Annotated in this window: 26 protein-coding genes; 16 read left to right on the top strand and 10 right to left on the bottom strand. The window is 59.2% G+C overall.

Features of this window, described 5'->3' with window-relative positions; all coding sequences use genetic code 11:
* The first annotated feature begins 186 nt into the window (after positions 1–186).
* Genes GS605_RS15175 through GS605_RS15195 form a run of 5 tightly spaced genes read left to right on the top strand, consistent with a single transcriptional unit; the run spans position 187 to position 7411 of the window.
* The gene (locus GS605_RS15175) at positions 187–1959 is read left to right on the top strand and encodes an ABC transporter ATP-binding protein (RefSeq protein WP_171636699.1); all 1773 of its coding nucleotides are present in this window, start codon (positions 187–189) and stop codon (positions 1957–1959) included.
* Positions 1952–3865 carry an ABC transporter substrate-binding protein gene (locus GS605_RS15180; RefSeq protein ID WP_171636697.1) on the top strand — a complete coding sequence of 638 codons (1914 nt, stop codon included), beginning with the start codon at positions 1952–1954 and terminating at the stop codon, positions 3863–3865. Before GS605_RS15175 ends, GS605_RS15180 begins: the two co-directional genes overlap by 8 nt.
* 14 nt (positions 3866–3879) lie before the next feature.
* Positions 3880–4908: an ABC transporter permease gene (locus GS605_RS15185; RefSeq protein ID WP_152457137.1), complete on the top strand. Its 1029-nt coding sequence runs from the start codon at positions 3880–3882 to the stop codon at positions 4906–4908.
* Positions 4905–6059 carry an ABC transporter permease gene (locus GS605_RS15190; RefSeq protein WP_171724500.1) on the top strand — a complete coding sequence of 385 codons (1155 nt, stop codon included), beginning with the start codon at positions 4905–4907 and terminating at the stop codon, positions 6057–6059. The genes GS605_RS15185 and GS605_RS15190 overlap by 4 nt, the downstream gene beginning before the upstream one ends.
* Positions 6056–7411: a CoA transferase gene (locus tag GS605_RS15195; protein ID WP_171724501.1), complete on the top strand. Its 1356-nt coding sequence runs from the start codon at positions 6056–6058 to the stop codon at positions 7409–7411. The genes GS605_RS15190 and GS605_RS15195 overlap by 4 nt, the downstream gene beginning before the upstream one ends.
* Positions 7412–7434: 23 nt before the next feature.
* On the opposite strand, the gene GS605_RS15200 is transcribed toward GS605_RS15195, so the two are convergent.
* Complete coding sequence (locus GS605_RS15200; RefSeq protein WP_171724502.1) at positions 7435–9810, bottom strand: mechanosensitive ion channel family protein; 2376 nt, start codon at positions 9808–9810, stop codon at positions 7435–7437.
* A 386-nt stretch (positions 9811–10196) separates the two neighbouring features.
* Here GS605_RS15200 and GS605_RS15205 point away from each other — a divergent pair, with 386 nt between their 5' ends.
* Genes GS605_RS15205 through GS605_RS15235 form a run of 7 tightly spaced genes read left to right on the top strand, consistent with a single transcriptional unit; the run spans position 10197 to position 16690 of the window.
* The gene (locus tag GS605_RS15205) at positions 10197–11411 is read left to right on the top strand and encodes a glycosyltransferase family protein (RefSeq protein WP_171636690.1); all 1215 of its coding nucleotides are present in this window, start codon (positions 10197–10199) and stop codon (positions 11409–11411) included.
* The gene (locus GS605_RS15210) at positions 11408–12655 is read left to right on the top strand and encodes a glycosyltransferase family 4 protein (RefSeq protein WP_171724503.1); all 1248 of its coding nucleotides are present in this window, start codon (positions 11408–11410) and stop codon (positions 12653–12655) included. Before GS605_RS15205 ends, GS605_RS15210 begins: the two co-directional genes overlap by 4 nt.
* A complete protein-coding gene (locus GS605_RS15215; RefSeq protein WP_171724504.1) occupies positions 12655–13731 on the top strand; it encodes a glycosyltransferase family 4 protein in 1077 nt (358 codons plus the stop codon). Before GS605_RS15210 ends, GS605_RS15215 begins: the two co-directional genes overlap by 1 nt.
* The gene (locus GS605_RS15220) at positions 13728–14312 is read left to right on the top strand and encodes a histidine phosphatase family protein (RefSeq protein WP_171636684.1); all 585 of its coding nucleotides are present in this window, start codon (positions 13728–13730) and stop codon (positions 14310–14312) included. The genes GS605_RS15215 and GS605_RS15220 overlap by 4 nt, the downstream gene beginning before the upstream one ends.
* Positions 14309–15451 (top strand): glycosyltransferase family protein, encoded by a 1143-nt coding sequence (locus GS605_RS15225; RefSeq protein WP_171724505.1) that lies wholly within the window; start codon positions 14309–14311, stop codon positions 15449–15451. The genes GS605_RS15220 and GS605_RS15225 overlap by 4 nt, the downstream gene beginning before the upstream one ends.
* Positions 15448–16203, top strand: a complete 756-nt coding sequence (locus GS605_RS15230) for a polysaccharide deacetylase family protein (protein WP_171724506.1) — start codon at positions 15448–15450, stop codon at positions 16201–16203. Before GS605_RS15225 ends, GS605_RS15230 begins: the two co-directional genes overlap by 4 nt.
* A 10-nt stretch (positions 16204–16213) precedes the next feature.
* Positions 16214–16690, top strand: a complete 477-nt coding sequence (locus tag GS605_RS15235) for a class I SAM-dependent methyltransferase (RefSeq protein ID WP_171724507.1) — start codon at positions 16214–16216, stop codon at positions 16688–16690.
* Here GS605_RS15235 and GS605_RS15240 read toward each other — a convergent pair whose 3' ends face one another.
* Positions 16691–17833, bottom strand: coding sequence for an alpha-D-ribose 1-methylphosphonate 5-triphosphate diphosphatase (locus GS605_RS15240; protein ID WP_171724525.1), 1143 nt, complete (start codon positions 17831–17833; stop codon positions 16691–16693).
* A 52-nt stretch (positions 17834–17885) separates the two neighbouring features.
* Here GS605_RS15240 and GS605_RS15245 point away from each other — a divergent pair, with 52 nt between their 5' ends.
* The gene (locus tag GS605_RS15245; RefSeq protein WP_171724508.1) at positions 17886–18569 is read left to right on the top strand and encodes a DUF1045 domain-containing protein; all 684 of its coding nucleotides are present in this window, start codon (positions 17886–17888) and stop codon (positions 18567–18569) included.
* Here the strand turns inward: GS605_RS15245 and GS605_RS15250 are convergent.
* From GS605_RS15250 to phnG, 8 genes are read right to left on the bottom strand one after another with little or no spacing between them, the layout of a single operon-like run.
* Positions 18551–19099 carry a phosphonate metabolism protein/1,5-bisphosphokinase (PRPP-forming) PhnN gene (locus GS605_RS15250; RefSeq protein WP_171724509.1) on the bottom strand — a complete coding sequence of 183 codons (549 nt, stop codon included), beginning with the start codon at positions 19097–19099 and terminating at the stop codon, positions 18551–18553. The two genes, GS605_RS15245 and GS605_RS15250, sit on opposite strands and share 19 nt — an antisense overlap.
* Positions 19096–19779, bottom strand: coding sequence for a phosphonate C-P lyase system protein PhnL (phnL, locus tag GS605_RS15255; RefSeq protein WP_171724510.1), 684 nt, complete (start codon positions 19777–19779; stop codon positions 19096–19098). Before phnL ends, GS605_RS15250 begins: the two co-directional genes overlap by 4 nt.
* A gap of 22 nt (positions 19780–19801) precedes the next feature.
* Entirely contained in the window at positions 19802–20572 is a 771-nt protein-coding gene (gene phnK / locus GS605_RS15260; RefSeq protein ID WP_171636672.1) for a phosphonate C-P lyase system protein PhnK, read from the bottom strand.
* A complete protein-coding gene (locus GS605_RS15265; RefSeq protein WP_171724511.1) occupies positions 20569–21429 on the bottom strand; it encodes an alpha-D-ribose 1-methylphosphonate 5-phosphate C-P-lyase PhnJ in 861 nt (286 codons plus the stop codon). The genes phnK and GS605_RS15265 overlap by 4 nt, the downstream gene beginning before the upstream one ends.
* Entirely contained in the window at positions 21426–22022 is a 597-nt protein-coding gene (locus tag GS605_RS15270) for an HAD family phosphatase (protein ID WP_171724512.1), read from the bottom strand. The genes GS605_RS15265 and GS605_RS15270 overlap by 4 nt, the downstream gene beginning before the upstream one ends.
* Positions 22019–23107, bottom strand: a complete 1089-nt coding sequence (locus tag GS605_RS15275; protein ID WP_171724513.1) for a carbon-phosphorus lyase complex subunit PhnI — start codon at positions 23105–23107, stop codon at positions 22019–22021. The genes GS605_RS15270 and GS605_RS15275 overlap by 4 nt, the downstream gene beginning before the upstream one ends.
* Before the next feature lie 3 nt (positions 23108–23110).
* Positions 23111–23686, bottom strand: coding sequence for a phosphonate C-P lyase system protein PhnH (gene phnH / locus GS605_RS15280; protein WP_171724514.1), 576 nt, complete (start codon positions 23684–23686; stop codon positions 23111–23113).
* A complete protein-coding gene (gene phnG, locus GS605_RS15285) occupies positions 23686–24144 on the bottom strand; it encodes a phosphonate C-P lyase system protein PhnG (protein ID WP_171724515.1) in 459 nt (152 codons plus the stop codon). Before phnG ends, phnH begins: the two co-directional genes overlap by 1 nt.
* Positions 24145–24247: 103 nt before the next feature.
* Here phnG and phnF point away from each other — a divergent pair, with 103 nt between their 5' ends.
* The 3 genes from phnF (at position 24248) to GS605_RS15300 (ending at position 26706) form a co-directional block, all read left to right on the top strand.
* The gene (phnF, locus tag GS605_RS15290) at positions 24248–24967 is read left to right on the top strand and encodes a phosphonate metabolism transcriptional regulator PhnF (protein WP_171724516.1); all 720 of its coding nucleotides are present in this window, start codon (positions 24248–24250) and stop codon (positions 24965–24967) included.
* 160 nt (positions 24968–25127) lie between these two features.
* The gene (rpe, locus tag GS605_RS15295; protein ID WP_171636657.1) at positions 25128–25817 is read left to right on the top strand and encodes a ribulose-phosphate 3-epimerase; all 690 of its coding nucleotides are present in this window, start codon (positions 25128–25130) and stop codon (positions 25815–25817) included.
* A 364-nt stretch (positions 25818–26181) separates the two neighbouring features.
* Positions 26182–26706 carry a hypothetical protein gene (locus GS605_RS15300; protein WP_171724517.1) on the top strand — a complete coding sequence of 175 codons (525 nt, stop codon included), beginning with the start codon at positions 26182–26184 and terminating at the stop codon, positions 26704–26706.
* Positions 26707–26776 lie beyond the last annotated feature (70 nt).

A 26776-nucleotide genomic window follows, 5' to 3' on the forward strand; every position in this document is an offset into this window, starting at 1 on the left:
GCCGTCCTTGATGGCAAAATCTCAAGACTTTGTGTAGCGACGAAGCCCATAGTTTCACGATTTCGCGACATTTCGGCCCAAGAACGGGTTTGACTAGACGGGCGGAACCGCGCGACACTGAACAAAAAATCACGGGGAGTTGAAGTAACCGATGTCATCGAACGGTCAAACGGGTGGAAAACCCGCATGAGCGCGTTGTTGTCCGTAAGAGACCTCAGCATCGGCTTTGGTACGGGCAATTCCGTGGTCACGGATGTGAACTTCGATGTCGAAGCCGGACAGACGCTTGCCCTTGTCGGAGAATCGGGATCGGGAAAAACAATCACATGCCGCGCAGCCTTACGTATCCTGCCCCGCACGGCGCAGATTCGAAGCGGCACGATTACCCTGAACGATTCCAAGGGCATGTGCGAGCTCACCACGGTTTCCGAACGTGAGCTGCGCGACATCCGCGGCAATCGGGTTTCAATGATCTTTCAGGAGCCCATGAGATCGCTGTCCCCGCTGCACAAGATCGGCAATCAGGTCAGCGAGGTTTTGTGGCTGCATCGTGGGCTGTCCGAGTCCGCGGCGCGCAAAAAGGTCCTGACGCAATTCGAACGCGTCGGTTTCCCTGATCCACAGCGTGCCTATGACTCCTACCCATTCGAGTTGTCCGGCGGTATGCGCCAACGTGCCATGATCGCCATGGCAATGGTGTCCAAACCCGAATTGCTGATCGCGGACGAACCGACCACCGCACTGGATGTGACCACGCAGGCGCAGGTTCTGGGCCTGATCAAGGAATTGCAGCGTGAAACCGGCATGGCGCTTATTCTGGTGACTCATGACCTGGGTGTCGTCGCCAACATGGCCGAGCAGGTCGTCGTCATGCACAAGGGACGTATCATGGAGGCCGGCCCCGCCGCCCCGATCCTGACCGCGCCCGCACACCCGTATACCAAGCAGCTTTTTGATGCCGCGCCGGAAATACCGGATCAGGATGCGGTGGGTATACCGATGCCCGACACGGATCTGATCCTGCAGATGAAGGATGTGTCCAAGACCTATACCATGCGGTCCAGCAAAGGATGGCAATCCGACAAAGCAATCTATGCCTGCCGAGGAGTCGACCTGAACCTGGCGCGCGGCAAGACTTTGGCAATTGTCGGTGAAAGCGGATCTGGAAAGACAACGGCGGCCCGCATCGCCTTGGGGGCTGAATTGCCCGACCCCGGTGGTGAAGTCCTGTTTCGTACCGCCCCCGACGCCGACCCGATCACGGTGCACAAAATGACCCGAGCCCAGCGCACAGCGTTTCAGCGCAAGGCGCAGATGGTGTTTCAGGACCCTTACAGTTCGCTCAGCCCGCGGATGCGCATCCAGGACGCCATGACCGAGCCACTGGAAATCCATCGCATCGGCACAACAGCCGAACAGCGTGACAAAGCCGCCGAGATGTTGCAGCGCGTCGGCCTGACGGGTGATATGCTCAAACGCTATCCGCACGCGTTTTCCGGAGGGCAGCGACAACGCCTTTCAGTGGCGCGGGCCATGATGCTGGACCCGCAGTTGATCGTGTGCGACGAACCGACCTCGGCATTGGATGTGTCTGTTCAGGAACAAATCCTGACTTTGCTGGAAAACCTGCAAGACAGCCTGAACCTGTCCTACCTGTTCATCTCACATGATCTGGCCGTTGTCGCACGGATCGCAGACGAAGTTGCCGTCATGCGGCGGGGTCTGATCGTCGAACAGGCACCGCCCGAAACTCTTTTCTACAATCCGCGCCATCCATACACCAAGGCGCTGATTGCCGCTCAACCCGAACCCGACATCAATCGCCCGATTGACCTTCAATTGGTTTCTCTGGGTGCCGGCGCGCCGGACAGTTGGGATGAAGCCTTTCGTTTCTCGGACACCGTGATACCCTCATTGGTGGAATTGGAACCGGGCCATAAGGTACGTTGCCATGTTTAATACCATTCGCCCTCTGCTGCTGGCCGCAATGCTGGCGTTTTCAGGGACCCTGCCCGCCGCGGCAGAGACAATCCCGACACCTCAGGAAAGCGCATTCTGGAGCGCCGAGGTTGAAAGCGGCAATCTTCCGCCAGTGCAGGAGCGTTTGCCCAAGGACCCTCTGATTGTGGATCTGGCCGCAAAAGGAAGAGAATTCGGGAAACCGGGTGGCACTCTGCGCACCATGGTCACACGATCCAAAGATATCCGGCAGATGGTTGTCTACGGCTATGCAAGGTTGGTCGGGTTCAACCAAGATTACGAATTGGTACCCGACCTGCTGGCCTCGTATGAAAACGAGGGCAATCGCAAATTCACCCTGAAACTGCGCGAAGGACACAAGTGGTCGGACGGCTCACCCTTTACCTCGGAAGACTTCCGCTATTGGTGGGAAGACGTCGCCAACAACGAGTTGCTCAGCCCGTCAGGCCCACCCGATTTTCTGATCGTCGAAGGCAAATTGCCCACGGTCACGTTTCCTGATGAGACCACGGTGATCTTCGAATGGGATGATCCCAACCCGAACTTTCTGCAATCTCTGGCACAAGCACGACCGCCGTTTATTTACCGGCCGGCCGCCTTTCTGAAACAGTATCACGAGAAATACGCAGATGCGGAAGAGCTTGCCTTTCAGGTTGAAGATGCCCGGGTCAAAAGTTGGGCAGCGCTGCACAACAAGCTGGATAATCTTTACAAATTCGACAACCATGAACTTCCCACGTTGCAGCCATGGCTGAACGCCAGCTCGGGCAAGAAAATCCGTCACAGCTTTGTGCGCAACCCCTATTATCACCGCATCGACAGCAAGGGGGTGCAGCTTCCCTATATTGACGTGGTCGAGATGGAGATCGTCGCCCCCGGTCTTGTTGCCGCTAAGACCAACGCCGGTGAAAGCGACCTGCAAGGCCGTGGCCTTGCCTTCCGAGACGCGTCGATCCTCAAGAAAGGCGAAGCACAGGGCGGATACAAAACGCTGTTGTGGAAAACCGGCGTGGCCTCGCAGGTCGCGATCTACCCGAACCTGAACTTCTCTGATGACGTCTGGCGCAATGTACTGAGGGACGCTCGTGTTCGGCGCGCCTTGTCGCTGGCCATCGACCGGCAGACCATCAACCAGGCGCTTTACTTCAAACTCGCACACCCTGCCGCGAACTCGGTTCTTCCCGCCTCGCCCTTCTACAGTGAAGAAAACGCTGCGGCCTGGGCACAATACGATATTGATCAGGCCAATGCACTTTTGGATGAGGCTGGTCTGGATCAGCGCGACAAGAACGGCATTCGCCTTTTGCCTGACGGCCGTCCGATGGAGCTGGTTATCGAAACCGCAGGTGAGCGGCAGGAAGTCGAAAACGCGCTTCAGATCGTAACCGATACCTGGCGTGAAATCGGTGTCAAACTGGTCATGCGCCCGCTGGACAGGGACATCCTGCGCAACCGCGTTTTCGCGGGCAATTCCATGGCGTCCGTCTGGTTCGGTTGGGATGACGGTATTCCACAGGCGCATACATCTCCGGCTTATCTGGCCCCGACAGATCAGGTGTTTCTGGCCTGGCCAAAATGGGGGCAGCACTATCAGACCGGTGGCGAAGCGGGTGAGGCCCCCGACATGCCAGAGGCGCAGCGCCTGATGGAATTGGCGCATGAATGGCAAATCGCCGCGACCGATGAAGAACGCGCAGCTGTCTGGACCGAGATGTTGAAAATCCATGCCGATCAGGTCTATGCGATTGGCATCCTGAACGGCGCCCCCCAGCCCATTGTGGTGTCAAACCGCCTGCGCAATGTTCCGGAACAGGCTATGTGGGCTTGGGAACCCGGTGCACATTTCGGCATTCACCGCCCGGACGAATTCTTTTTCGCCGACTGAGCAGGAGCAGCTAAATGATCATGCTGCGCTACGTGGTGTATCGCTTTTTCACGATGCTGCTGACTTTGTTGGTGGTCTCGGTTCTGGTTTTTGTAATCATCAACCTTCCGCCCGGCGACTATCTGAGCAACCAGATCGCTGAACTTCAGGCCTCGGGCCAGTCCGCAGGTGTCGCAAAGGCAGAGTTTCTGCGCGCTGAATACGCTCTGGACCGTCCGATGTGGGAACAATACCTGATCTGGATGGGATTCTGGCCCGGACCGCACGGGTTTTCCGGGTTGATTCAGGGCAATTACGGGTGGTCCTTTGAATTCGACCGTCCCGTTTCCGAAATCGTCGGTGACACGCTTTGGTTGACGGTTGTGGTCAATCTGGCTGCAATCCTGTTTGTTTATGCCGTCGCATTGCCACTGGGCGTTATCGCCGCCGCGCGGTCCCGGACATGGATCGACTATACCTCGGCCTTCGTCGGATATCTGGGGCTAGCAACGCCGAACTTTTTGCTGGCGCTGATCCTGTTCTATTATGGCCACCAGTATTTCAACCTGCCGATCGGGGGCTTGATGGATCCGAGTTTCGAAGGCCAGCCGATGAGTTGGGAGAAATTGAAGTCCATCCTCATCCACCTGATCGTACCGACCTTCGTCATCGGTACTTCAGGGGCATCGGCGATGATGCAGCGTCTGCGCGCGAACATGCTGGACGAACTCGGCAAACCCTATGTGGAAACCGCCATCGCGAAGGGCATGGCCCCGTCACGAATGCTGACCAAGTATCCCCTGCGGGTGGCCTTCAACCCCTTTGTCGCCGATATCGGCAACCTGCTGCCGTCGATGGTGTCCGGCTCGGTTCTGGTATCGGTCGTTCTGGGCCTGCAAACCATCGGCCCCACACTGCTGACTGCTTTGAAGACGCAGGATCAGTTCTTGTCGGCGTTCATCCTGATGTTCGTCGCCCTGCTGACGCTGATCGGCACGATGATTTCGGATATCCTGCTGGTGATGCTGGATCCGCGCATTCGGTATGAGGGGCGCGAGGCATGACTGATCGTCCTGACAACCGCTATGTCGATGACGCGCCGTTTGATCCGCAGGCCTCGATTCAGCAGCTGGAACGCGCCGATCTGGATGCCCCCAACTGGGTTCTGGTCTGGCGCAAGTTCAAAACCCACAAGCTGGGCCTGATCTCGGGCATTTTCCTGCTGTTTTGTTATCTAATGCTGCCCTTTGCCGGGTTTATTGCGCCTTACGGGCCAAATGACCGAAACGGAGAGCACCTGTACGCGCCGCCACAATCGGTAAACTGGTTTCACGAGGGCGAGTTCATCGGCCCACATGTCTATCCGATCGTCGCCGAGGCGGACCTTGAAACCTTCCAATGGAAGTTCGTCCCCGACACCGAAGACCCGCGCCCAATCCGGTTCTTCTGCGAAGGCTCTGAATACAAGCTGGCCGGTTTCGTACCGTCGGATACACACCTGTTCTGCCCGCCAGAGGGGACAACGCTGTTCCTGTGGGGATCCGACCGGCTGGGCCGAGACATCTTCAGCCGTATTCTCTATGGCGCACAGCTGTCTTTGACGGTGGGTCTGATCGGTATCTCGGTGTCCTTCTTTCTTGGCATCCTGTTCGGTTCGATGGCCGGCTATTTCGGCGGACGTATCGACTGGACCATCAACCGTGTCATCGAAATCCTGCGTTCGTTGCCGGAACTGCCTCTGTGGCTGGCCCTTTCCGCCGCCGTGCCTTCGAACTGGAGCCCGGTCGCAGTGTTCTTCATCATTTCGATCATTCTGGGCATCCTCGACTGGCCGGGCCTGGCGCGCTCGGTTCGCGCAAAATTCCTGTCTTTGCGGGAAGAGGAATATGTCCGGGCCGCAGAGATGATGGGGGCAAGTTCGGGCCGTGTGATCCGCAAGCACCTGCTGCCCAACTTCATGTCGCACCTGATCGCGTCGGCCACTTTGTCGATCCCGGCCATGATCCTTGGGGAAACAGCGCTCAGCTTTCTTGGCCTCGGCCTGCGCGCACCTGCGGTCAGTTGGGGCGTGATGCTGAATGACGCGCAGAACCTCGCGTCGATCGAGATCTATCCCTGGACGGCAATCCCGATGCTGCCGATCATTGTCGTGGTCTTGGCGTTCAACTTCCTTGGTGACGGGCTGCGCGACAGTCTCGACCCCTATCAGCAATGAGTCTGCTGGCCACTCTTCCCGCTGCCGGCAGCTATCACAGGGTCGGTGCCGGTATGCTGCCAAGCGCCTTCGCCGTTTCCGAACTGGCCACCGCCAGTTTCGCAGCCGTGGGGCGGGAAATGGCCCAGCTGATCCAGGCGATCAACCTGTCCACGAAGGCACCCGAAGTCTCGATTGATCATCGGCTGGCATCTCTGTGGTTCGGCTATTCCTTCAAGCCGGATGGTTGGGACATGCCCAGTTTGTGGGATGCGGTCGCGGGCGACTACAAAGCCGCTGATGGCTGGATTAGGCTGCACACAAACCTGCCCCGCCATCGCTCTGCCGCGTTGAAAGTCCTTGGCACCCGGCCAGAGCGTGAAGCCGTGGCAAAAGCCGTCAGATCTTGGTCAGTATCGGATCTGGAAACGGCGGTTGTTGCCGAAGGTGGGGTCGCCGCTGCCATGCGCAGCCGGACGGAATGGCTTGATCACCCACAAGGCCGCGCCGTGTCGCGCGACCCTTTGATCGGATGGCAGGGACCGCGCTATGTCAATCTGCGCGACAGACCTCGGGCCACTGCTGATCGGCCTCTGGCAGGGTTACGGGTGCTGGATCTGACGCGCGTTCTGGCCGGCCCGGTTTCTACGCGAACGCTTGCAGGGTTCGGAGCCGAGGTCTTGCGCATCGACCCACCTGGCTGGGATGAACCGGGGGTGATCCCCGACATATCTCTGGGAAAGCGCTGCGCCTATCTTGATTTGAAATCCGAAACCGGCCTTGAACGATTGCATGGGTTGCTGGCTCAGGCGGATGTGTTCGTACACGGGTATCGACCCGGCGCGCTGGAGGCACTGGGTCTGACCCGGGCCAAACGTGACGAGCTGGCTCCGAACCGGATCGAAGTCACGCTGGATGCCTATGGCTGGCAAGGTCCATGGTCGACCCGGCGCGGGTTTGACAGCCTTGTCCAGATGAGCGCGGGTATCGCCCATGCCGGGATGGAGTGGGCGAACGCGGACAAGCCGACCCCGTTGCCTGTTCAGGCTCTGGACCACGCGACCGGCTATCTGATGGCTGCTGCCGTCCTGTCCGCACTGGCCGAGGCCGCGTCAGGCAATTCCATCATGCACGCGCATCTCTCTCTGGCGCGCACCGCCGAACTTCTGGCCGTGCTCGGCAAAGACGACGCAGAAGCTTCACCCATCAGCCCGGCAACACCGGATTACGGCACGGCGACAGAGGCGTCCGGCTGGGGGCCGGGCCATCGCCTCAACCCTGCGCTGAGGGTCGGCGAAGCGACGATGCGCTGGGATTTGCCCGCGTCGAAACTGGGCAGTTCAGAACCTGTCTGGCCGCTCGACGCCTACTGACCATCCGGTACGCAGCCGCGCCCCTATCGATCGTCGCCCCCAGGGCCGATATCGTCCAGGTAATCCTCATCGATCGCTGCCTGCACCGCGCCTGTTACCGCCTCACGCTGTTTCGGCGTCAGGTCATCGGCGTCTTTGCCGTCTGCCAACCTCACGGTGACTTCGCGATGCGCGAATTTGATGCCTTCCCGCGCGAACAATTCACGAATTTCCTGATAGACCTTCTTGCGCACCAGCCACTGATCGCCCGGTTTGGTCATGAACTTGACCCGGATGATCATCGCTGAATCCTGCATTTCGATCACGCCCTGGGACTTCAGCGGCTGTATGAAGTTTTCGCCGATCACAGGATCGCTCAGCAACTCCTGCCCCAGCTTCTTGATCAGCTTTCGCACCTTTTCCACGTCAGTGTCATAGGTCACGCGCAGCGGCAGTTTCATGATCACCCAGTCACGGGAATAGTTCGTCAGAACCTTGATTTCGCCAAAAGGAATCGTGTTCAACGCGCCAAGATGGTGACGCAGCTGGAAGGACCGGACCGAGATCTTCTCGACCGTTCCCTTGACGTCTCCGATATCGATGTACTCACCCTTCCGAAAGGCATCATCCATCAGGAAAAACGCCCCGGAAAAGATGTCTCGCACCAGTGTTTGAGATCCGAAACCGACAGCCAGACCAACCACACCGGCACCCGCAAACAGCGGGCTGACATTGATACCAAGTTCCATGAGAACGATCAGCATGATGGTCACGACCACAACGGCCAGAATTGCGCCGCGGAACAATGGCAGCAGCGTCGCCAGCCGGCTTTGTCCGCCTTCCCCGCCCTCATCGCCCAGTTCGGCCTCGGTGCCATCATCGACTTCTTCCGCTATCTTGCTGTCGATCCAGATGCGAAAGAAATGAAACAGGATGTAGCCGATGAAGATGATGACCATTACATCCAGCACGCGTGCAACCGGCAGGTCCTCGCTCCATTCCGCATCGGGATACCAAATCACCACAAGGGCATAGACACCGATCACAAAGGCCAGAATTCCAGCCACCCGACGCGCCAGATCCTCATAGGTCAGAAGATACTGTTTGCGCTGTTCTGCCTCGGGCGTTTCCACGGGCTCGGCATCCGCTTCGGCAGCGGCGGTTTCTTCGTTTATCTCGTTGATCTTGCGCGAACGGTCAAAATACCGCTCCAGCACGTAGTTCATCGCACCATAGGCAACGACGACAGACATGAAGATCATATAGCTGCTTGCGATCAGCGGCAGCGGCGTTGGGTTCTCCAGTGCAAGATCAACCGCCAGGCGGAACCAGCTGAACACGACATAGACGATCAGTGCAGGTGCCCAGCCGAAGGAGACGAACCGCAACAACCACGAGACCTGATCCGGCGCTCTTCCGCCCCGGATGGCATTTGAAATGGCCCGGGCATTGAACAGGATCATCAGAATATTGCCGAAAGCGCCCACCATTGTCAGGCAGCCATAGACCATGGCGTAGACGTTGTAGTTCAGCCCGAAATCCGCAACCCAGGTCGAAAACAGGACAACCGTGATGTCATAGGTCGCGAGGGCCGAAGCCCACAGATACAGCCGCTTGGCGTCCCGGTCCGAGAACGGTGGCAGCCGGTATTGACTCAGGTAAGGTGACAATACCATCCGCCACAGATCGGACACCGTGCGCGACAGGAAGAACGCCGTGAAGATCGCCGTGACCGTGAACTGGATCGAGATATCGTCCGCTTCGCCAAAAAACAGGTATCCGACGATCAGGGCCATGAGCATGGCAAATATCGTCGCTCCGATCCCCATCAGAAACCGGAACAGAAGGAAGGGCATCTTTTCTCGGTAACCCTGCGGTTCATCCTTGATCCGCGCCACGACCCAGCGACGCGCGATGCGTTTCCCGTATATCTCAATAGACAGCCAGCGGCCCAACAACAGGAACAGGATGTTCCAGCCCAGAACTTCCACATAGGTCTGAATGCGACCGTCCGGACTGGTCTGGCGCAGGATATACTTCACTTCGAACACCGAATACGGCAGCGCCTCAAGCCGTGACTGCATGGACTCACGGAATTTCGAGAACCGCTCCTGCGCCTTCATCAGCTGCGATCCCTCACCCATGGGATTGTTCGAATCGCCCGCCGCATCATTCGTACCCGCATCCGTGCCGCCTGCCGTTGTCACAACCTGCCCGGCGCTGTCGATGACGATCACACTAGCCCCGGCTTCGCTGGCGGCGCGAATTGCGGCAGCCAGGTCACTTTCCGGCGAGGACGCAGACGAACTGTCCGCGTTGTATCCCGGAATCAAGGATGTTTGCGCTGAAACGCTTACCGGAAGCGCCAGTACAAAAGCCCACAAAGCCAGAAGTGTTGCGGCCAGAAAGATATGTTTCATGGGGTTTTGCATCCAGTTTTTCCGATAGCGATCAGATTACAGAAGGGTTTTAGGCAGTTCAAACACTCGGGTGCACCCTGTTCAATATCGTGTTCGGGCGTGTTCTTGGCGCACTGCGTAATTCCGGATGTTTTCAATCTGGCGAAAATTGAATATGAACGGCAGTTGAAGGCCCTGCCCCTTTGCCAGTTCATCGGTTCTTTTGCGATCCCTCTCAAGCTTTGGTGCGACATGACGCGAAACCGTCAATATGCTGTTGCCAAATCGCAATGCTTGGAACATTTGCTGAAGAGCAATTCCTCCTTTGGCAAGCGCGACGGGGATATATACAGTAACGCTTGCAAACGCGCGGATTTCGAACCGGGATCAAGAAGACAGGCAACACTATGAGCCTAGGCAAAACCAATTCCAAACCGGGCCGCGCACCGCGTATCCTGTTTTACAGTCACGATACGTTCGGGCTGGGCCATCTTCGCCGGTCTCGGGCTTTGGCGGCCGCGATCACGCAGGCGGACCAAAGCGCATCCGCGCTGATCCTGACGGGATCACCCGTGGCCGGACGGTTTACCTTTCCCCGCCGCGTTGACCACGTGCGCCTGCCCGGTGTCACCAAACGCGCAGACGGGTCTTATGCTGCACGCACGATCGGGATGGGCATCGAAGAAGTGACCGAGTTGCGGTCAGGTCTTATTCAAACCGCCGTTCAGCAGTTCGACCCTGACGTGTTGATCGTAGACAAGGAACCGACGGGGTTTCGGGGTGAGCTGCTGCCGACACTGAACCATCTGCAAAAGAACTGCGGAACCAAAATGGTGCTTGGGTTGCGCGATGTTCTGGATGAACCCGAAGTCCTGGCCGCCGAGTGGGCGCGCAAGGAGGCCGTTGAAGCCACCGAACGGTTTTATCACGAAATCTGGGTTTACGGCTTGCAGTCGATTTATGACCCGACGCAGGGGTTGCCGCTGAGCGCTTCGGCGCAGTCCCGCATCCACTGGACGGGATATCTGCGCCGCGATCTTGGTCCGGTCGGCGAGCCTCCGCAACAACCCTACATCCTGATCACGCCCGGCGGTGGCGGCGACGGCAAGGCGATGGTCAACCTCGTCCTGTCTGCATATGAAAAAGACCCGGATCTGTCGCCGCGCGCGGTTTTGGTCTATGGCCCCTTCCTGTCCGGTGAGTTGCGCGAAGATTTCGAAACCCGCGTTGCCGCGTTGAACGGCCGCGTCACTGCCGTTGGGTTCGAATCCCAGATCGAAACGCTGTTTGCAGGGGCCGAAGGCGTCGTCTGCATGGGCGGCTACAACACGTTCTGCGAGGTTCTTTCCTTTGACAAACGCGCTGTCATCGTTCCGCGCACCACGCCCCGTCTGGAACAGTGGATACGGGCCTCGCGCGCAGAAGGGCTGGGCCTTGTCCGAATGCTGGATGAAAACCGGGATGGCCTGACGCCGGACGCGATGATCCGCGCCATTCGGGAATTACCGCACCAGTCCCTACCGTCGCAGGCGATACAAAGCGGATTGCTGGACGGGCTGGATTATGTCACCGACCGCATCGAGAGCCTGCTGACCTGGGAACAGGAACGAGCCACCGGATGACCTCAGATTCTCCTCGATTGGCGGTTGTGGTCAAAGGTTGGCCACGACTGTCCGAAACGTTCATTGCGCAGGAACTTGTCGCCTTGCAGGAGGCCGGGCATCGCTTAGACATCTGGTCTTTGCGGCACCCGACCGATACGAAACGTCATCCCTTGCATGACCGGTTCACAGGACAGGTCCGATACCTGCCCGAGTATCTTCATGATGAACCCAAACGGGTCTGGGCGGCACGGGCCCTTGCCCAAACGCTTCCCGGTTACGACAGGGCCTATCGGACCTGGCGTCAGGACTTGAAGCGCGACCCGACGCCCAATCGCATCCGACGGTTTGGGCAAGCCTGCGTTCTGGCCGCAGAATTGCCTGCCCGGACGCAAGGGTTGTACGCTCATTTCATGCACACGCCGTCATCCGTTGCCCGTTACGCCGCCATCATGCGCGCATTGCCGTGGAGTTTTTCGGCTCATGCCAAGGATATCTGGACGTCGCCGGATTGGGAAAAACGTGAAAAGCTGCAAGCCGCCTCCTACGGGGCCACGTTTGGCGCCACCTGCACAGCCATCGGAGCGGAACATCTGCGCAGCCTGGCCGATGACCCCAAGCGCGTGGACCTGATCTATCACGGTTTGGACCTGTCTCGCTTTCCCAAGCCCCCAACGCGACAGCTGCGTGCTGTGAATGATCCTTTTCACATGATTTCTGTCGGGCGGCTGGTCGAGAAAAAAGGCTTCGATCGTCTGATCGCGGCTTTCGCATTGCTGCCCGATGACCTGAACTGGCACTGGACCCATATCGGCGGCGGCGCATTGGATGACGTTTTGAGGGCACAGGCGAACGCAGCCGGCATTGCGAACCGGATCACTTGGAAAGGGGCTTGCGACCAGCCCGAGGTCATCGCAGCAATGCGTGATGCCGACCTGTTCGTTCTGCCCAGCCGTATCGCGAAGGACGGAGACCGCGACGGGTTGCCGAATGTGCTGATGGAGGCCGCGTCTCAGTTGTTGCCAATCCTGTCGACACCGGTCTCGGCGATCCCCGAGTTTATCGAAACCGGAACACATGGGGTTTTGTCCGATGACGCCCCATCTGCACTTGCGGAAGCCGTCGAACGTTTGTCAGCCAATCCGCAGCAAGCGTCACAGATGGCGCATGCGGCCTATGACCGCCTGATCGCTGAGTTCCGGATGGCTCCCGGCATCGCACGGCTGTCGGAACGACTCAACTCCATGTGCATGGAAAACGCCTAATGGCGCGGGTCGCGTTTTATGCCCCGATGAAATCTCCTGACAGCCCGAAACCTTCGGGCGACCGTGAAATGGCCCGGAACCTGATGCAGGCGCTGACCGCCGAGGGTGATACGGTCGATCTGGCGACCGACTTGCGCATTTATGACAAAAACGGCGACGAAGACCTGCAACATGCCCTGAGACGCGCGGCAGAAGATGAAGCGAAACGACTTGTCTCTGACATGCCATCCGATACCGATTTGTGGGTGACCTACCACAATTATTACAAGGCACCTGACCTGCTGGGCCCTCGGGTTTGCAAGGCGCGCGGCATTCCCTATGTGCAACTGGAAAGCACCCGCGCATCCAGTCGGTTAAACGGACCGTGGGCTGAGTTCGCCAAGGCGGCGCATCAGGCCTGCGATGCAGCGGATGTGATCTTTTATCATACGGCCAACGACCTGATCACTTTGCAGCGGGATCGCTTTGGCGATCAGGCTTTGGTCGAATTGCCTCCGTTCCTGCCCATCTCGGAACTGCCTCCGGCCGCCACAGGTGGCGCACCCATGCTGACTGTCGGCATGATGCGGCATGGGGACAAGCTGGCGTCCTATCAGATATTGTCCGAGACCCTGGCGCATTTGACCGGGGACTGGCACCTGAACATCGCAGGAGACGGCCCGGCGCGCAGGCAGGTTGAGGCGCTGATGGCGCCGTTCGGACAGCGGGTGCGTTTTCTGGGTCAGCTTGACCGGGAAGAACTGCAACGCGTCTATCAACAATCATCTCTGCTCGCATGGCCCGGAGTGAATGAGGCTTACGGCATGATTTACCTCGAGGCGCAGGTTGCGGGATTGCCTGTGGTCGCTCAGGATCGGCCCGGTGTACGCGATGTTCTGTCCCCGGCGGCCTATCCATCCGTCGAAAGCGGCGCCAGGGGATTTGCGGATGGCATGCAGGCCCTTTTGTCGGATTCCACGCTGCGCCACACTCTGGGCGCTGCGGCACGCAACTACGTGGCAGAGCGCCACCTGATGCCACAGGCGACCGAGCGCTTGTGGGCAACCCTCCGACCCCTGCTGAAGGACGTAACATGACCCGGCTTGCACTGCTCCGCCACGGGCACACCCATTGGAACCGCGCGGGACGGATCCAGGGGCGCAGCGACATACCGCTGGACGATGACGCCCGAGCCGAATTGGCGGGCTATGGATTGCCGCAGGACTGGGCCAAGGCTGACATCTGGTCCAGCCCCCTGCACCGCGCCAGTGAGACGGCGCAAATCGTGACCGGTCGCGACCCGAACACCTCGGACGCGTTGACCGAGATGAACTGGGGCGATTGGGAAGGTCAGCGCGGGGTCGACCTGATCGCGGACGCATCCAGCGGATATCGTCATATCGAGCATTGGGGCTGGGATTTCCGCCCACCAAACGGAGAAAGCCCGGCCGAGGTTCGGGACAGGCTTCGCCCCTGGCTGTCCGCGCTGCGGCAGGATACGGTCGCAGTCTGTCATATCGGTATCATGCGGGTCATTCTGGCTTGGGCATGGGGTTGGAATTTCGAAGGACCTGCCCCCTTTAAGATCAAACGCAATCGGCTGTATATCGTCGACATGAAGACCATGACCGCCGACGCCGACCCCGTTCGCCTGATCAAATACGAGGCCCCGCAATGAAGGTGATGATCATCGTCACGCACCTGTTGGGCACCGGGCATCTCAGCCGGGCGCTGACATTGGGGCGGGCCTTTCGGGATGATGGCCACGACGTCATGGTCGTGACGGGTGGCATGCCCGCGCCGCAATTGGACAGCACGGGCATGACCCTGTTCGGCTTGCCGCCGCTCAGGTCAGACGGAACCAACTTCACCCGTTTGCTGACCGAAAGCGGCGACGAGGCTGACGCGGCCTATCACGCCACGCGCGAGGCCGCCCTGGTGCAGGCGGTGAACAGCTTCCAGCCGCAGATCCTGATCACCGAGCTTTACCCCTTTGGTCGCCGATCACTGTCGGCCGAGTTCGATGCGGCCTTGAATGCGGCAAGCGCGTTGCCTGAGCGTCCCGTCATTCTCGGATCCATCCGCGACATTCTGGCTCCGCCCTCCAAACGCGCCAAGGCCGAGCGCGCGGATGAAATCGTGTCTCGGCATTATGACGGCATTCTGGTGCATTCCACCGAAAGCGTTACACCCCTGTCGGTCAGCTGGCCGGTGTCGGACCGATTGGCCAAGCGACTTCACTACACCGGCTTTGTGGCGCCTGCATTGCCCCAACCTCACCCCGACGTGGCGGGCCAGGATGAAATCCTGGTCAGCGCTGGCGGCGGATCCGTCGGGCAACCGATCTTTCGCGCGGCCATCGAGGCCGCCCGAAAGATGCCCAACAGGCGCTGGCGCCTGCTGGTCGGTGGAACGGATGCAAAGGTGCGGATCGCGGAATTGTCCCGGATGGCCGAAGGTGCTTCGGTTGGTCTGGAACCTGTGCGGCCGGATTTCCGCCAGATGCTGCCCCTGGCAGCGGCATCGGTAAGCATGTGCGGCTACAACACTGCCATGGATATCCTTCAAAGTGGCACCCCCGCCGTGTTTGTACCTTTCGACGACGGCAAAGAGGTGGAACAAGGGCTGCGCGGGCAGAGCCTGTCCGATCTGCCCGCAATCGAAGTTCTGGAAAGCCGAGCATTGAGCGGGGCGACATTGGCTCGGGCGGTGGAGCGTGTCGTGGCCGACGGCCCCCGTGTACAACAGGATTTCGGTTTTGACGGGGCCATCCAATCCGTCCACATCGCCAAGCGCCTGCTGGAGCAGCGCACATGAACCCCGACTGGCGCCCACTTGACGTCGAGTTGAATCATTGGCGTGCCGAAAGCTTGCTCTTGCCTTTGTGGTGGCGCGATGATGATGCCATCGCGCCAACACCGCAATTGGACCGCCTTTCCGAGCTGGCCGACAAACTGGGCCTGCCCGTGCATCTGGCCGTCATTCCACGCGACGCGACGCCCGCGCTGGCGGAATACGTCGCCGCGCGCGCGTCTCTTGTTCCGGTCGTACACGGGTGGGCGCATACAAACCATGCACCTCGCGGCGAGAAGAAGGCCGAGTTTCGGCTCGACCGTCCGCTGGACATGATGGTGACGGATGCGGAGGCCGGGATGGTGCGTCTTCGGTCCCTGTTTGGTGACAATATACGACAAATGTTCGTGCCCCCCTGGAATCGCATTGCACCCGAAATGGCCAAACAGTTGCCAAAGCTGGGATACCGCATCCTGTCCACCGCAACGCCCCGAAAATCATGCCTGGCCGCCCCGGGTCTTGAGCAGATCAATACCCACCTTGATCCGATCGACTGGCGCGGGTCGCGTGGCTTGATCTCAGCCGACGCCCTGATCGCGCAGACTGCTGGTCTTCTGCGAGACCGACGCGAAGGCCGTTCAGACAACACCGAGCCCTTTGGCATATTGACCCATCATCTGGTCCATGATCAGGACATCTGGACCTTTACCGAGGCCCTTCTGAGCAAACTGCTGAGCGGGCCCGCCACAGCCTGGGTCGCGCCAGAGAACGAATGAGGACATCACCATGAGCCGATTGGATTCCATGCTGCGCCGACTGACGGCCCAACGCGACGGATTGAACTGGGCGGCCGAGCGGATCAGCGGCCAGCCGGGGGATGTGCTGGATATGGGCCTGGGCAATGGCCGCACCTATGACCACCTGCGTGAAATCCTGCCAGAGCGCCGGATCTGGGTGATGGACCGGATCCTGCAATGCCATCCGGACAGCACCCCCCCGGCCGAGGATTTCCTGCAAGGTGAGGCCGAACCGATGCTGCTCAGACTGGCGGCCGACGGGCATAGAATCGCGCTGGCGCATTACGATTTCGGACGCGGCATCAAGCACGAGGACGTCGCCGAAGCAGAGCGTCTCAGCCCGCTGATCGCAAAAGTCATGCAGCCCGGCGGGTTGTTGATTTCAGGTCAGCCCCTGGTCGGCTTTGCCCAGATCCGGGGGCCCAAGACAATCGCCCCGGACCGTTACCTGTTCTACACCGCCTGATCACGCCACGCGTCGACCGCGCGCCCAAACCGAACTCGGGACGGGTACACCCGCGCGCATCCGGAAGCGGATGACATCGGCGCGGGCGTCGACGCGCAACTCGCCCCGCTCCTCCAACCCTGCGGCCCGAGCCGGTGCCAGCGTAACCGTCTTCATCCCCCGCGCCAGGTCGCCCCAAATCTCGCCCAGCCTAACCGCCGACAGCAACAAGGCCGACGGCACATAATCCGAAGACAGGATGTCCAGATACCCAAGCTGAGCCAGCTCGTAGGCAGCAACATTGCCTGAATGCGACCCCCCGCGGATTATGTTCGGCGCGCCCATCATGACCCGAATGTCGTTCTTGTGGCAGGCGCGTGCCGCTTCGACGGTTGTGGGGAACTCGGCCAGACGGATGCCGTGATCTACGGACACTTTCACCTGATCTTCAGTCGTGTCGTCATGGCTGGCCAATACTGCTCCGAAACGGCGGGCAGCTTTGACAGCTTCGACCTCGTGCAGTACGCCATTGCGATCTCGAAGCCCTTTCAATTGCGCCACGTGCTGAAAGAACGTGTCATCATCCATGGCATATTTGCCCTTCAGAAAGGTCTCCAGCTTGCCCATATCGCGAAACTGACGCTGACCGGGTGTGTGATCCATTATGGACACAATGCCAACCCTGTCTTCCGGTCCAAATTCGCTCAGCTCTTCAACCAGAGTTTCCGAACACACCTCGGCCCGCAAGTGCAGAAAGTGGCTGATCTTGAGCGCATCCTGTTCGTGCAGATCCCACAACTCCTGCGACAGGCCGCGGGCGTATTTCCCATACCGCCGGGCGCCCGACGGGATCGATCCAACCCGCATGGCATCGAACACTGTCGTGATCCCGGCGCCGGCCAATTCCGCATCATGCGCAAGAATTGCGGCGGCATGGGGCCAGTTCACCTGTGGGCGCGGTTGAATGTGACGTTCAAGGTTGTCCGTGTGCAACTCGACAAGGCCGGGGCTGACATAGTCGCCTTCGCAATCTATCGCGCCCGCGGGGACCCCGTTTCCGGTGTCGATTTCAGCGATGGCCTCACCCACAATCCGGACACTGCCGGTTACGGTTTCATTCGGCAAAACAAGCGTGGCATTGGCAAGGATCAACTCTTCTGTCATCTGAACTTCACGCATGTTGAGACCGAGGAAGGCCACGCAAGAGGAGGCCGACATGACATTCACGCGATACGCGATCTATTTTGCGCCGCCTGCGGGAAAGGAATGGGCGAAATTTGCAACCAGTTGGCTGGGTTGGGACATGGAGGCGGGAAAGCCTGTTGCCCATCCGATTGTCGAAGGCATCGACGTTGCCGCTGTCACGGAAGTACCGCGCAAGTACGGGCTGCACGCGACGCTGAAGCCACCGTTCAGACTGCGCGACGGCAAAACGTTCGAAGCCCTGCAAGAGGCGTGCAGCTCGCTCGCCTCCCGCCAACCACCTGTGTCGCTGGATGGCCTCGAGATCGCCCGGTTTGGGCGCTTTCTGACCCTGCGTCCGTTGGGTGAGACGCGGGCACTGAATGCGCTTGCCGCGGCCTGTGTTCGGGAACTGGACAGCTTTCGTGCGCCTACCTCCAAGGCCGAACTGGCCCGCCGTCGCGCCGCCGGGTTGACCCCAGAGCAAGACGCCAACCTGGTTCAGTGGGGCTATCCTTACGTACTGGACGCGTTCCGCTTTCACATCACGCTGAGCGGCAAGCTGGACAAACCAACCCTGAGAGCAACTCGGAACGCGCTGCAAACCGATCTGGTCCCACTGCTGCCGCAGCCCTTCCAGATCACGGATCTGGCCCTTACGGGCGAGGCTGAGGACGGGCGCTTCTACCTTATCCATCGCTACGGGCTTTCCGGTTGAAGGTGCGACAGGATTTCGGCAACCGTATCTTCCATCGCACCGGAGTTGTCGAATTCCAGGACCTGGTTCAAACCGTTGGGCAAAGACGTTTGGGCCCGGTCCAGACGCCGCGTCTGTTCCGCCTTGCTTTCCCGCCCTCTTAAGGACAAGCGTTCGGACAGAACCTCGGGCTTGGCCGTCAGGGAAATCACGATCAGATCACCAAACACCTCCTGCGCCTCAAGCAACACCGTTCGTGACAGGTTGACCAGAACGGCCACGGCCACCTGCCGCTGCCGCGTGATCGTCTTTGGCACACCGTAATATAGCCCATGCGCATGCCAACTCAGCGCAAACGCACCAACCCGTTCCATTCGCTGAAATGTATCGACCGAGACCCGGTCGAAATCTTCGCCGTCTTCGCCTTCGGGACGGGTAATCACCCGCCGCTGCCGCTGAACACCCGGCGCCCGGACCACCAACGCGTTCATTACGCTGTCCTTTCCGACCCCCGAAGGACCCACGACCGCTATGATCGGAGCAAGCGTCATGCAGCCATCCCCGGCGTGAAGTCCGAGACATCGACCTCGCGATCGCAGACCCGTTCGCGTGCGTCGAGATCGTGAAAAATCCCGACAATCGTCACGCCCTTGTTCTTTGTCTCTTCGATCAGGGACAAAACCGTTTCCCGGTTCTGCGCATCCAAGCTTGCGGTCGGTTCATCCAACAGCATTGCCGGATATTCATGCGCAAAGCCCCGCGCAATGTTCACTCTCTGCTTTTCGCCGCCCGAGAAAGTCGTCGGGCTGAGGGTCCACAGACGTTCGGGAATATTCAGCCGTTTCAGCAATCCGGCTGCCCTGTCCATTGCCACTTGCCTGTCACAGCCCGCTGCCAGCAGCGGCTCTGCCACAACGTCCAGCGTCGGCACCCGAGGCACGACCCGCAGGAACTGGCTGACATAGCCCAACGTGTCACGACGCAGCAACAGGATCTGCCGCGGTTCAGCCCGGGCCACGTCCAACCCTGCGACCAGCACCTGACCAGTGGCCGCCAGATAGTTGCCGTAGATCACCCGCATCAGCGTGGATTTGCCTGCACCCGACGGCCCGGTCAGGGCGACGCACTCACCCGGTTCCACTTTCAGAGACGCGCCTTTCACCACCGGGATCGCGGCGCCGCCCTGATTGTGCAGGGTGAAGCTTTTGCTGACATCGACAAGTTCAATCATCGCTTCATCTTTCCCCAAAGCCTCAAACCTGCAAAACGCTGGACACCAGCAACTGCGTATAGGCATGTTGCGGGTCGTCCAGTACCTGATCCGTCAGCCCGGCCTCGACCACGCGACCGCTTTTCATCACCATCAACCGATCCGCCAGCAGACGCACCACGGCAAGATCATGGGTGACGATGATCGCACTCAACCTCATCTCACGCACAAGTCCGCGCAACAAATCCAGTAAACGCGCCTGTACCGACACATCCAGACCACCGGTCGGTTCGTCCATGAACACCAGCCGAGGACCTGTCACCAGATTGCGCGCGATCTGCAAACGCTGCTGCATCCCGCCCGAAAACGCGCTTGGGCGGTCATCGACGCGGCTCTCGTCAATCTCGACCCGGCCCAACCAGTCAATGGCCTTGCCCCGAATGCTGCCATAGTGGCGTCCGCCGACGGCCATCAGCCGCTCGCCAATGTTGCCTCCGGCGCTGACAGACATCCGCAACCCGTCGCGCGCATGTTGATGGACAAAGGCCCAATCGGTGCGGCTCAGCATCCGGCGCTCTGGCTCGGACATTGTGACCGTATCGACCGGGCCGTCTGCACGGGTATCAAAGATCACCTGCCCGGCATCCGGCTTCAGAAGGCCGGCCATACAGTTGAGCAAGGTCGACTTGCCCGACCCACTTTCACCAACGATTCCCATTACTTCTCCGGGGAAGAGATCAAAATTCACATCCGCGCATCCGATCCGGCGGCCATAGCTTTTTTCAATGCCTTTGACTTGCAACAGAGGGGTCATTGCGCGTTCTTTCCGGCCAATTGGCCTGCATGCCCCGCCTCACGCCGTGACCGGCAGTAATCCGTGTCAGAACAGACAAACATCCGGTTGCCCGCGTCATCCATGATAACCTCGTCCAGATAGCTGTCTTCGGCCCCGCACAGATCGCAGGGATGATCGGCCTTGGTGGCCTCGAACGGATAATCCTCGAAATCGAGGCTCACGACTTTGGTATGCGGAGGCACCGCATAAATACGCTGCTCGCGCCCGGCTCCAAACAGCTGGATCGCGTCCATCTCAAGCTTTGGATTGTCGAATTTCGGAATCGGGGACGGGTCCATGACATAGCGTCCAGCCACGTTCACCGGATAGGCATAAGCGGTCGAAATCGCCCCGTGCTGGCTGATATCCTCGTACAGTTTCACATGCATCAGCCCGTATTCCTCAAGACTGTGCATCTTGCGCGTCTCAGTCTCGCGCGGTTCCAAAAAGCGCAGAGGTTCCGGAATCGGCACCTGATAAACGATGATCTGGTCTTCGCGCAGTTTTGCTTCGGGGATCCGGTGGCGGGTCTGAATGATTGTGGCCTGTTCCGTCTTTTCCGTGGTGGCGACGCCTGCGGTGTTTTCAAAGAACTTGCGGATGGATACGGCGTTGGTCGTGTCGTCTGCGCCCTGATCGATCACCTTGAACGTATCCTCGGGCGTCAACGTCGCGGCTGAAACCTGTACGCCCCCGGTACCCCAGCCATAGGGCATCGGCATCTCGCGGCTGGCAAACGGCACCTGATACCCCGGTATGGTCAGACCCTTGAGGATCGCCCGCCGGATCATCCGCTTGGTTTGTTCGTCCAGATAGGCGAAGTTGTACGCGCTCATAAGCAGCCTCTTTCTGCAAGAGCGCGTTCAAGCGCGTGCGGCGCGGTGAAGTGGATCCCATCCATGCCCACCGCACGCGCGCCTTCGACATTGTGCAGCCCGTCATCGATGAAAATGCAGTTCTCGGGTGAAATCCCGGCCCGCTTGCACAACAGATGGAAAATCTCTGGCTGAGGCTTCAAAAGCTTCTCCTGCCCCGACACGACGGTGACACCAAACACTTCGCCCAATTCGGGATGTGCCCCCACGCCGACAGGCCAGGTTTCCGCTGACCAATTGGTGATCGCGTGAACCGGAGTGCCTTTCTCTTTCAGGCGGTAAAGCAGGCGCCAGCTTCCCTCGATCTTTTGCGGAACGGTTCTGGCATAACGTTCAACGTAAACACTGAGGCGCTGCCGATCTTCCGCATTTTCCAGTTCAGCGGCCAGATCGGCGAACATCTCTCCTCCATCGGCCCGCAGATTGCGTTCGGGGAAATTGATGCGCGTCAGGAACTCTGCCACCGCCTCGCGGCTACCCATCTCCTCCAGCCATGCCAGATGCGGATCCCACTTGACCAGAACGTTTCCGATATCAAAAACGACGGCTTTCATTCCATGGCCTCCTCTGACATGCGCTCTTGGGCCTTTCGGCGCAGTTTGCGGACCAGTTCCATCTCGGACTGGAAATCGACATAATGCGGCAGCTTGATATGTTCGAGAAAGCCGGTAGCCTGAATGTTGTCCGCATGGCTCAGAACAAATTCTTCATCCTGCGCGGGCGCGCCCACGTTGTCTTCACCCAACTCTTCCCACCGCAAGGCCCGATCGACCAGCGCCATCGCGATGGACTTTCGTTCAGACTGGCCAAAGACCAGCCCATAGCCCCGCGTGAACTGTGGCGGTTCCGTTTTCGAACCGGTGAACTGGTTCACCGTCTCACATTCGGTCAGCTCGACCTCGCCGATATCGATGGCAAAGCCCAGCTCGGGGATGTCCAGCTCAACCACGACCTTGCCGATACGCAATTCTCCGACAAAGGCGTGGTTGCGGGCGTAACCGCGCTGGGTCGAATAAGCCATGCCCAGCACAAATCCCTCGTCCCCACGGGTCAGCGACTGAAGGCGCACCGGGCGGGTGGACGGGAACTCCATCGGTTCACGGGTCAGATCGCCCGGAACGTCATCGCGGGCCGGTTCATCCTGAATGATACCCTCATCCTTCAGGAATGCGGTAACATGTGGCGTTGATTCCAGCCGCACAGGGCCTTCAGGCGCCTTTGGAACTTCGCTCTCGGCCGCCAGCTTGAAGTCCAGCAATCGGTGGGTGTAGTCGAAGGTTGGCCCCAGAACCTGACCACCGGGGGCATCTTTGAACGTGGCCGAGATCCGGCGATCACAGGCCATGTCGCCGGTTTTGACGGGGTTGGAATAGCCGAAACGAGGCAGGGTCGTGCGGTAAGCGCGGACGAGGAAAATCGCCTCGATCAGATCGCCGCGCGCCTGTTTGATTGCCAGCGCAGCAAGGTCGGGATCGTATAACGACCCCTCAGCCATGACCCGGTTCACCGCAAGGCCCAACTGTTCACGGATCTGCGCGAAGCTCAGTTCCGCGACATCTGTCGCACCGCGGCGTTCTTCGGCAAGCCACGCATGGGCGTTTTCGATGGCTTTTTCGCCCCCTTTGACAGCGACATACATGGCTTACCCCCTGGACCTGATTTGCGTGCTACGCGGCAGGGCCGCGACCGCCTCACCGCAGGTGAAGAAAAAATCACACCCCAAAGGGTAAAGCAGCGCATTGTTCTGAAGAGCCGGAACATCCGGCAGAGAAAGCCGCGCCGTGTGCCGGATGCCGGGGCCGCTCAGAACCGCTCCGTTCTGCTCCAGCCGCCTGCATTCCACAACAAGTGTCGCGGACCGGTCCGGGTATTCCGGCGTCCCGATACGATAGGTGTTGAGCGGCGCCAGTGCATCCCACGTACCAAGGGCAAAATCAGCCTCTTCCGCCGCCACTATCGGTGCACCCGTGTGAAAGGTCAGCCATTCGCGCACCACATCGGTGTCGGCTTCACCCGCCAGATGAACGTTTGTCTCGGCGTCGCAAAGCGTCAGGAGCAGCGTGCCAGCCGCAACGGACAAGGGCGCAGGTGGTGCGCAGCCAGTCAGGGTGCGGAGTTCACCCGGGCGCGCCATGGCGGTCATGGCCGCGCGGAATGCATGTGCCGCGTCGACAGGTGCGTCTTGAAAGCCCCCCGAGTACCGCATTTGAACAGGCATCAGTCTTCCCCCCGAGCCAGCGTGAAAAACTCGACCTTGGTGGCCGCTGCCTTTGCGGCGCGCGCTGTCTTGATCGACTGCATTTGCAGCCTCAGCGGATCAAGCAGCCGTTCCTGCAAATCACCAGCAGCGGCCGTCTGCATCATCGCATCAATCAATGCTGCCGCTTCTGCTTTGGATTTCGACCTGCCCTGAACATATCCGTGACCGACCGTACCATCCTGCAACACGACCGAGCAGCGCGTAACGGTCATTTCACCCAGGTTGAACAAAGCGCCGGTTCCTCCTATGCGGCCACGCACCATGACACCACCCACTTCGGGCCTGCGCAGCCATTCGAAACTCGGGCAGTCCTGAATGCCGTCCCACAGCGCCACTAGGGCAGTGTCCGGCGCGCGCGCCAGCAGACCCATCCATTCCTTCCGTGCCTTGATCCCGATTTCCGTCTGGTTTGCCATCAAAGCCTCTTGGATAGGTTGTCTACATGAACTATACAACTAGACAAATGTTAACCGACAGGTTGTCAAAACGCAATCTGCGACCGTTTGAAGGTTTGGTGGAATGAGCAAAACGCCGATCTGGAAAAGTATTGCCCTGCGCCTGACCTCGGACATCGCCGAGGGGCGCTATCAAACCGGAGATCGCCTGCCGACCGAAACTCAGCTGGCCGCCACCTATGGCGTCAACCGCCACACGGTACGGCGCGCTTTGGCTGACATGTCTGATCAGGGGCTGGTGCACGCTCGGCGCGGTGCGGGCGTTTTTGTTGCGGCACGGCCAACGGATTATCCGATCGGCAAAAGGGTGCGCTATCACAAGAACATCTCGGCCAGCGGCAAGATACCGGGTAAGAAAATCCTAGCTTTGACTACGCGCGTCGCCGATGAAGCCGAAGCCGAAGCTCTGGGCCTTAACAAGGGTGATCCAGTGCACGTCTATGACGGATTATCCCTGGCGGACGGGCAGCCAATAGCCCTGTTTCAAAGCGTTTTCCCCGCGGAACGGTTTCCGGATATCTTGCAGACATTGACCGAAACCCAATCCGTCACCAAAGCGCTGCAAGCCTGCGGCGTCAAGGATTACGTCCGCGTCTCGACTCGCCTGACCGCGCGCGGGGCAACCGCAACGCAGGCGCTGCAACTTCAATTGTCTGAAGGTGCTCCTGTTCTCTTTTCGGTCGGCGTCAATGCCGACCCGGATGGACGGCCAATCGAGTACGGCCGCACGGTTTTCGCGGGTGAGCGTGTAACGCTGACCCTGAACGAGGCATCAGCGAACTAGGATTCTCAGCCGCATCCGACCTCCGGGCCGAGGCCTCAACCCATTGGGTCAGATGCTACGCGGTAAGAGTTTTGTGGCGGCACAGCGTTTGCGGGGGCTATCCATCCCACCGGCTCAGGGGTATACGCATCCGCGACTCTTCAGCTGATACGAGGCCACCATGAGCTTTGACCGCACCATCAAGATCGCGCCGTCTATCCTGTCCGCCGATTTCGCCAATTTTGGGCAGGAAATTCAGGCCATCGAAGCGCAGGGCGCCGACTGGGTTCATGTTGACGTGATGGATGGCCATTTCGTTCCAAACCTGACCTTTGGCCCTCCGGCCGTGAAAGCCTTTCGCCCGCATGTGAAAACGGTGATGGACGTTCACCTGATGATCACGCCGGTCGATCCCTACATCCAGGCCTATGCCGATGCCGGAGCGGACATTCTGACCGCACATATCGAGGCTGGCCCACATACCCATCGCACCTTGCAGGCCATTCGCGGCGCCGGAATGAAAGCCGGCGTTGCCCTGAACCCCGGCACCCCTGCCGAAGCGGTCGAGCATCTGCTGGACCTCACGGATCTGGTTTGCGTGATGACCGTGAACCCCGGCTTTGGGGGCCAGAAATTCATCGACATGACTGGCAAGGTCAAAAAACTGCGTCAGATGATCGGTGATCGTCCGGTGCATATCGAGATTGACGGTGGCGTCGACCCGAATACCGCCCCGCTGGTGGCAGCGGCGGGTGCGGATGTGCTGGTGGCCGGTTCGGCTGTATTCAAAGGCGGTTCGGTTTCAACCCCACAGGTCTACGGAAACAACATCCGCGCTGTCCGGGCGGCGGCTGAATCAGCACTGTCCTGATTTGCAATCACCAGCGGCTGACGGCAAGACCGTCAGCCGCCGGTATGGATCACAGCCCTTGTCAAGTAAGGGCTTCAGTCCGTGCGGACCGCGCCCACATGAGACGCTCTGCCCGTTTCCTTGACGTCGCAGTAGGGAGGAGGACAGACGCGCATCGCCAATCCACGTCACGCCTCAAAAGCTGGGATCACCCCGCCGTGACGTTCTTGTTGAGAACGCGCGTAAAGTGGGGTTGGCGGGGTTTGGCAAGGGGGAATCCATGCTCTGCAAACGGAATCATCGCGCGTTAAAGTTGCTTTCGGTATTGGGATTTCTCCATATGGATTATACCAACCGTCGACTAGCGTCATTCGAAGGAAACAATATGAAACACCTATTAGGTGCCTCCATTCTAATCATCGTAGCTTGTCGTGCGGTTTTAGCTGGCGAAGCCGACTATGAGAGCCTGACTCACAAAATCGCCAAGATGTCTTTGACATCACAGCCGCAGGCAGCCGGACGAAAGAAAACCCAGCAGATCTCCTTTCCACAGAAATGTATATTTTTGATCGGCACGGAAACTTCAGATCAAAACGGTATCTTGCATCAGGGAACCTATTTGAAAACTCCGATTGTAGACCTCCGCATCCTGAGAGCGGATGACCATTACGTTGTATTTAGTGGTGGGGGTGACAATGCAGAAAACTACTCGATTGCGTTCATGGAAACCTACAACAACGATGAAGCTCTTCAGCCTGCTGGCCAGCTCATTCGGGAGACAGCCATCGAATGCAATGAAACGCATTGCACGAGTGATTTGGGTAGCTCACACGCCGAACACTACAATTCAGCAGATAACAATTCACCTCTGTTAGAAGCGCTGGAAGAATTGGTTAATATTTGTAAATAGCCAAGGTCTTCACACAAAACAAAAAAAGGCCGCCCCGGTGTGGAGCGGCCTTCTTTGGTTCGACGGTGTG

The sequence above is a fragment of the Ruegeria sp. HKCCD7559 genome (assembly GCF_013110575.1).
GTDB lineage: Bacteria > Pseudomonadota > Alphaproteobacteria > Rhodobacterales > Rhodobacteraceae > Ruegeria.

Excerpts from the sequence above, each read along its gene's own strand:
- GS605_RS15275 (WP_171724513.1), bottom strand. The coding sequence starts at position 23,107 with ATGTATGTCGCTGTCAAAGGGGGCGAAAAAGCCATCGAAAACGCCCAT.
- GS605_RS15195 (WP_171724501.1), top strand. The coding sequence starts at position 6,056 with ATGAGTCTGCTGGCCACTCTTCCCGCTGCCGGCAGCTATCACAGGGTC.
- phnK (WP_171636672.1), bottom strand. The coding sequence starts at position 20,572 with ATGACCCCTCTGTTGCAAGTCAAAGGCATTGAAAAAAGCTATGGCCGC.
- GS605_RS15205 (WP_171636690.1), top strand. The coding sequence starts at position 10,197 with ATGAGCCTAGGCAAAACCAATTCCAAACCGGGCCGCGCACCGCGTATC.
- GS605_RS15230 (WP_171724506.1), top strand. The coding sequence starts at position 15,448 with ATGAACCCCGACTGGCGCCCACTTGACGTCGAGTTGAATCATTGGCGT.
- phnL (WP_171724510.1), bottom strand. The coding sequence starts at position 19,779 with ATGATTGAACTTGTCGATGTCAGCAAAAGCTTCACCCTGCACAATCAG.
- GS605_RS15190 (WP_171724500.1), top strand. The coding sequence starts at position 4,905 with ATGACTGATCGTCCTGACAACCGCTATGTCGATGACGCGCCGTTTGAT.
- GS605_RS15175 (WP_171636699.1), top strand. The coding sequence starts at position 187 with ATGAGCGCGTTGTTGTCCGTAAGAGACCTCAGCATCGGCTTTGGTACG.
- GS605_RS15210 (WP_171724503.1), top strand. The coding sequence starts at position 11,408 with ATGACCTCAGATTCTCCTCGATTGGCGGTTGTGGTCAAAGGTTGGCCA.
- GS605_RS15250 (WP_171724509.1), bottom strand. The coding sequence starts at position 19,099 with ATGACGCTTGCTCCGATCATAGCGGTCGTGGGTCCTTCGGGGGTCGGA.
- GS605_RS15240 (WP_171724525.1), bottom strand. The coding sequence starts at position 17,833 with ATGACAGAAGAGTTGATCCTTGCCAATGCCACGCTTGTTTTGCCGAAT.
- GS605_RS15180 (WP_171636697.1), top strand. The coding sequence starts at position 1,952 with ATGTTTAATACCATTCGCCCTCTGCTGCTGGCCGCAATGCTGGCGTTT.
- rpe (WP_171636657.1), top strand. The coding sequence starts at position 25,128 with ATGAGCTTTGACCGCACCATCAAGATCGCGCCGTCTATCCTGTCCGCC.
- GS605_RS15300 (WP_171724517.1), top strand. The coding sequence starts at position 26,182 with ATGAAACACCTATTAGGTGCCTCCATTCTAATCATCGTAGCTTGTCGT.
- phnF (WP_171724516.1), top strand. The coding sequence starts at position 24,248 with ATGAGCAAAACGCCGATCTGGAAAAGTATTGCCCTGCGCCTGACCTCG.
- phnG (WP_171724515.1), bottom strand. The coding sequence starts at position 24,144 with ATGGCAAACCAGACGGAAATCGGGATCAAGGCACGGAAGGAATGGATG.
- GS605_RS15270 (WP_171724512.1), bottom strand. The coding sequence starts at position 22,022 with ATGAAAGCCGTCGTTTTTGATATCGGAAACGTTCTGGTCAAGTGGGAT.
- GS605_RS15235 (WP_171724507.1), top strand. The coding sequence starts at position 16,214 with ATGAGCCGATTGGATTCCATGCTGCGCCGACTGACGGCCCAACGCGAC.
- GS605_RS15225 (WP_171724505.1), top strand. The coding sequence starts at position 14,309 with ATGAAGGTGATGATCATCGTCACGCACCTGTTGGGCACCGGGCATCTC.
- GS605_RS15265 (WP_171724511.1), bottom strand. The coding sequence starts at position 21,429 with ATGAGCGCGTACAACTTCGCCTATCTGGACGAACAAACCAAGCGGATG.
- GS605_RS15200 (WP_171724502.1), bottom strand. The coding sequence starts at position 9,810 with ATGAAACATATCTTTCTGGCCGCAACACTTCTGGCTTTGTGGGCTTTT.
- phnH (WP_171724514.1), bottom strand. The coding sequence starts at position 23,686 with ATGCCTGTTCAAATGCGGTACTCGGGGGGCTTTCAAGACGCACCTGTC.
- GS605_RS15220 (WP_171636684.1), top strand. The coding sequence starts at position 13,728 with ATGACCCGGCTTGCACTGCTCCGCCACGGGCACACCCATTGGAACCGC.
- GS605_RS15215 (WP_171724504.1), top strand. The coding sequence starts at position 12,655 with ATGGCGCGGGTCGCGTTTTATGCCCCGATGAAATCTCCTGACAGCCCG.
- GS605_RS15245 (WP_171724508.1), top strand. The coding sequence starts at position 17,886 with ATGACATTCACGCGATACGCGATCTATTTTGCGCCGCCTGCGGGAAAG.
- GS605_RS15185 (WP_152457137.1), top strand. The coding sequence starts at position 3,880 with ATGATCATGCTGCGCTACGTGGTGTATCGCTTTTTCACGATGCTGCTG.